Origin of the sequence: Streptomyces sp. NPDC008163, from assembly GCF_042956885.1 — a bacterium.
GTDB classification, from domain to species: domain Bacteria; phylum Actinomycetota; class Actinomycetes; order Streptomycetales; family Streptomycetaceae; genus Streptomyces; species Streptomyces drozdowiczii_A.
Window position 1 is genome coordinate 1 of record NZ_JBIBHG010000029.1, and the last position, 4,425, is coordinate 4,425.

Sequence of the window (4,425 nt, forward strand, 5' to 3'; positions counted from 1 at the left end):
GGCGGCTCCTCCAGAATCACGTGCGCGTTCGTCCCACTCAGACCGAACGACGACACACCCGCACGACGCGGACGACCCTCCACCACCGGCCACGCCCGCTCCTGAGTCAGCAGGGTGATGTCACCCTCCGACCAGTTCACCGCGGGGGTGGGCTCGTCGACGTGAAGCGTGCGGGGCATCAACGCGTGCCGCATGGCGAGGACCATCTTGATCACACCGCCGACACCGGCCGCGGCCTGCGCGTGGCCGATGTTCGACTTGAGCGAACCCAGCCACAGCGGGCGGCCTTCCGGCCGGTCCTGCCCGTACGTCGCCAGCAGCGCCTGCGCCTCGATCGGGTCACCCAACCGCGTGCCCGTCCCGTGCGCTTCGACCACGTCCACGTCGCCGGCCGACAGCTGCGCGTTGGCCAGCGCCTGCCGGATGAGCCGCTGCTGGGCGAGGCCGTTGGGTGCCGTCAGACCATTGGACGCGCCGTCCTGGTTGACCGCCGAACCGCGCAGCAGCCCGAGCACCGGGTGCCCGTTCCGTCGCGCGTCGTCCAGGCGCTCCAGTACGAGCATCCCGATGCCCTCGCCCCAGCCGGTGCCGTCGGCAGCGGCGGCGAAGGACTTGCACCGGCCGTCGAGAGCGAGGCCGCGGTCCTGGCTGAAGCCGACGAAGGCGCGGGGTGTCGCCATGACGGTGACACCGCCGGCCAGCGCCAGCGAGCTCTCACCCGAGCGCAGCGACTGCGCCGCCAGATGCATCGCCACCAACGACGACGAACACGCCGTGTCCACCGTCACCGCCGGCCCCTCAAGACCGAGGCTGTAGGCGACCCGACCCGACGCGACACTGGCGAGGCCGCCGATGCCACCGTCACCCACATAGTCGTGGTAGGCGATGCCGGCGAAGACACCGGTCGACGTGCCCTTGAGCGACAGGGGGTCGATGCCCGCGCGCTCCAGCGCCTCCCACGACGTCTCCAGCAGCAGCCGCTGCTGCGGGTCCATGGCCTTGGCGTCCTTGGGACCGATCTTGAAGAAGTCGGCGTCGAACAGGTCGGCCTCGTGCAGGAATCCCCCGTCGCGCGAGTACGTCTTGCCGGGCGTGGCCGGCTCCGGGTCGTAGAGTCCCTCGACGTCCCAGCCGCGGTTCTCGGGGAGGGTGGTGATCGCGTCCTTGCCGCCGGCGACCAGGTCCCACAGCGCCTCGGGCGACTGCACGCCCCCGGGGTAGCGGCAGCTCATCGCGACGATGGCGATCGGCTCGTGCTGCCTGGCATCCGCCTCTCGCAACCGCCGCTTGGTCTGTTGCAGTTCAGCGGTGGCACGCTTGAGGTACTCGCGGAGCTTCTCGTCGTTGCTCATCTCCACCTTGACCGATCTCGTTTTCCGTGGGGAAGTTCCTGAAGCGGCACACACCGGTTGCGTCCGGCTCTACGCGATGCCGAGTTCCTGATCCAGTACGCCGAACAGCTCGTCGTCCGTCGCCGCTTCGACCGTGCTGCCGGGCTCCGCCGTATCCGGCTCTCCATGGCTGTCGCGCCACTTGCGCAGCAGCGCTTCGAGCCGTGAGGTGATCCGGATGTGGGCGTCGTCCGCCGTGTACGAGCCGAGCACGGCCTCCAACCGGTCGATCTCGGTCAGCAGCGACCGGGCGGCGTCCTCCTCGGCCGGCGCGAGCTGGGCGGCGATGTGATCGGCCGCGGCTCGGGAGTTCGGGTAGTCGAAGACGAGCGTGGCGGTGAGCTGCAATCCGGTCGCCTCGGCGAGCCGCCTGCGCAGTTCGACGCCAGCGAGGGAGTCGAAGCCGAGCTCCTGGAAGGCGCGGCCGGGCTCGATGGCGTCCATGGAGGCGTGGCCGAGGACGGACGCGACGTGGGTGCGGACGAGGTCCAGGAGTTCCTGCTCGCGTTCCTGCGGCGTCAGCCCGCTCAGCCGTCGCCGGAGGTCGTTCGCCGACGCCGTGCCCGGGGCCGCTGTCCGCCGCCCGTGCACCGGCACCAGCCCGCGCAGGACGTGAGGCAGCGCGTCGGGCAGCTCCCGTGCCAGCGTGCGCAGGGTGCCCCTGTCGAGGCCGAGGGGGAACAGAGCCGGCTCACCGGACTGCGCCACGGCGTCGAGCAGCCCCAGACCCTCGTCCGTGCCGAGGGTGGGCAGCCCGGCCTGGCTCATGCGCCGCTCGTATCCGTCCGCGAACGCACCCGCCGCGGACGCGCCCTCTCCGGCCGGGGCGGCTGCCGCGTCGCCGGTCCGCTGTTCGCGGTCGGCCGCCCAGGGACCGAAGGCCGACACGACGGCCGGGAGGCCCAGGGCGTGCCGGTGGTGGGCGAGTGCCTCCAGGAAGGTGTTCGCGGCGGCGGTGGCGGCCTGCCCGGCCCCATGCAGCAGTCCGGACGAGGTGGCCAGCATGACGAAGGCGTCCAGCTGGTGGTCGCGTGTGGCCTCGTGCAGGTTCCACGCCGCGGTGGCACGCGCGTTCAGGACGGACATCAGCCGGTCGGGGGTGAGACTGCCGATGGTTGCGTTGTGGTCGGCCGACTCGGCGTGCACCACGGCGGTAAGGGGGTGCGCGTCGCCGATACGGGAGAGCAGACGGGCCGGCGCCCCCGGGTCGGCGGCGGCACACTGCTCGACGGTCACCTCTGCCCCGAGCGCGTTCAGCTCCGCGACCAGGGGGTCGGCGGAGGTGCCGGTCAGCACGAGGCGCTTCACACCCCGGGCGGACACCAGGTGCCGTGCGATCGCGGCACCGACGCCCTGCGTGCCGCCGGTGATCAGGACGGTGCCGTCGGGCGACCACGGGGGCGCGCCCGCCGCTTTCCCGGAGACCGTACGCAGCCGGGGGACCAGTGCGGCTCCGCCGCGTACGGCGGCCTCGGGCTCGCCGGCCGCGACCGCCGGTGCGACGGCTCGCCAAGGGTCCTCGTGTCCGGCGACCGTGTCCAGCTCCCGGCCCTGTTCGCGGTCGGGGTCCCCGTCCAGGTCGACGAGGAGGAACCGGCCGGGGTGCTCCGCCTGCGCCGCCCGCACCAGACCCCAGACGGTGGCCTGGGCGGCGTCCGCGTCGGCGCCGTGCACGGAGACCGCGCCGCGCGTCACCACGGCCAGCCGCGATCCGTTCAGCTCTTCCTCCGCGAGCCACTTCCGTACCGCGTCCAGCGTGAGTTCCGCGAGGTTCCGAGCGGCCTCGGGCACGTCGTCGCCGGTCGGCGGCAGCAACAGGACGGCGAGGGCCGGTTCCTGCGCGCCCTCACCGATTGCCGCCGCCAGCGCGGCCGGATCGGCGTAGGCGGGCACGGACCCGGCCGACGCGGCGGGGCCGTCGCCCAGCAGCACGAGGCCGCTGCCCGCGTCCTGGCCGCCGGAAAGCGGGTGGTCCGCCGGGATCCAGTCCAGTCGGAACAGTGCGTCGCCGCGTACCCCGGCGGGCCGGCCCTCCTGGGCCTTGCGGGACGCGAGAGCGGCCACCGACAGGACCGGCAGACCGGACGGGTCGGTCAGGGTCACCGACACCCGGCCCGCGTCACCGGGCGTGATACGTGCCCGCAGCGCCTTGGCGCCCGCCGCGTGCAGGACCACGTCCTGCCACTCGGCCGGTGCGACCACCGCGCCCTCGTGCACGGTGTGCAGGCGCTCCGCCTGCAACGCCGCGTCCAGGAGCGCCGGGTGGACGCCGAAGCGGTCGGCCTGGCCGGCCTCCTCGGGCAGTACGACCTCGGCGAACAGTTCGTCGCCGCGCCGCCAGGCGGCCGTCAGCCCCTGGAACGCCGGTCCGTACCCGTATCCGCGCCCGAGCAGTTGCTCGTACAGCTCGTCCACATCGACTTCGGCCGCGCCCAGGGGCGGCCAAGGACCGTCCTCCCAGGCCGCACCGGCCTCCATCCCGCCCGCTCCCGCCTCCGGCGCGCCTCCGGCGCCCTCGGCCAGGACTCCCTTGGCGTGCAGGGTCCACGGCACGTCCGCGCCTTCGGGGCGGGAGTGAACGGTCAGCTGCCGCTCCCCCGCCTCGTCGGGCGCGCCGACGACCACACGCAGCGCCGTGGGTGTCCCCCCGGAGAGGACCAGCGACTCCTCGACGGTGAGACGGCGGACCAGGCCGCAGCCGATCCGGTCCGCCGTGCAGAGGGCCAGCTCCAGGAGACCCGTACCGGGGAACTCCGTGACGCCTTCGAGGTCGTGGTGGGCGGACCAGCGCTGCTCGGCCGCGCTCAGCCGTCCGGTCAGGACGAACCCGTCCTCCTCGGGGAGCTCGACGAGCGCACGGAGCAGGGGGTGCTCGGTCGCGGTCAGTCCCGCGCTCGACACGTTGTCCAGCGGCTGAGCGGCCAGCCAGTAATGCTGGTGCTGGAAGGCGTAGGTGGGCAGGTCGACGCGGTGGGCGCCGACCGGGGCGAAGTACTCCGCCCACCGCGGCTCGACACCCGTCACATGCAACCCC

2 protein-coding genes are annotated in these 4,425 nt (G+C 73.3%); both read right to left on the reverse strand.

Features of this window, described 5'->3' with window-relative positions:
- A partial coding sequence (locus ACFZAT_RS33290) for a beta-ketoacyl synthase N-terminal-like domain-containing protein (RefSeq protein WP_391269684.1) occupies window positions 1–1,352 on the reverse strand: 1,352 nt, incomplete at its 3' end.
- A gap of 69 nt (window positions 1,353–1,421) precedes the next feature.
- On the reverse strand, window positions 1,422–4,425 hold a 3,004-nt coding region (locus ACFZAT_RS33295), incomplete at its 5' end, for a KR domain-containing protein (protein WP_391269686.1).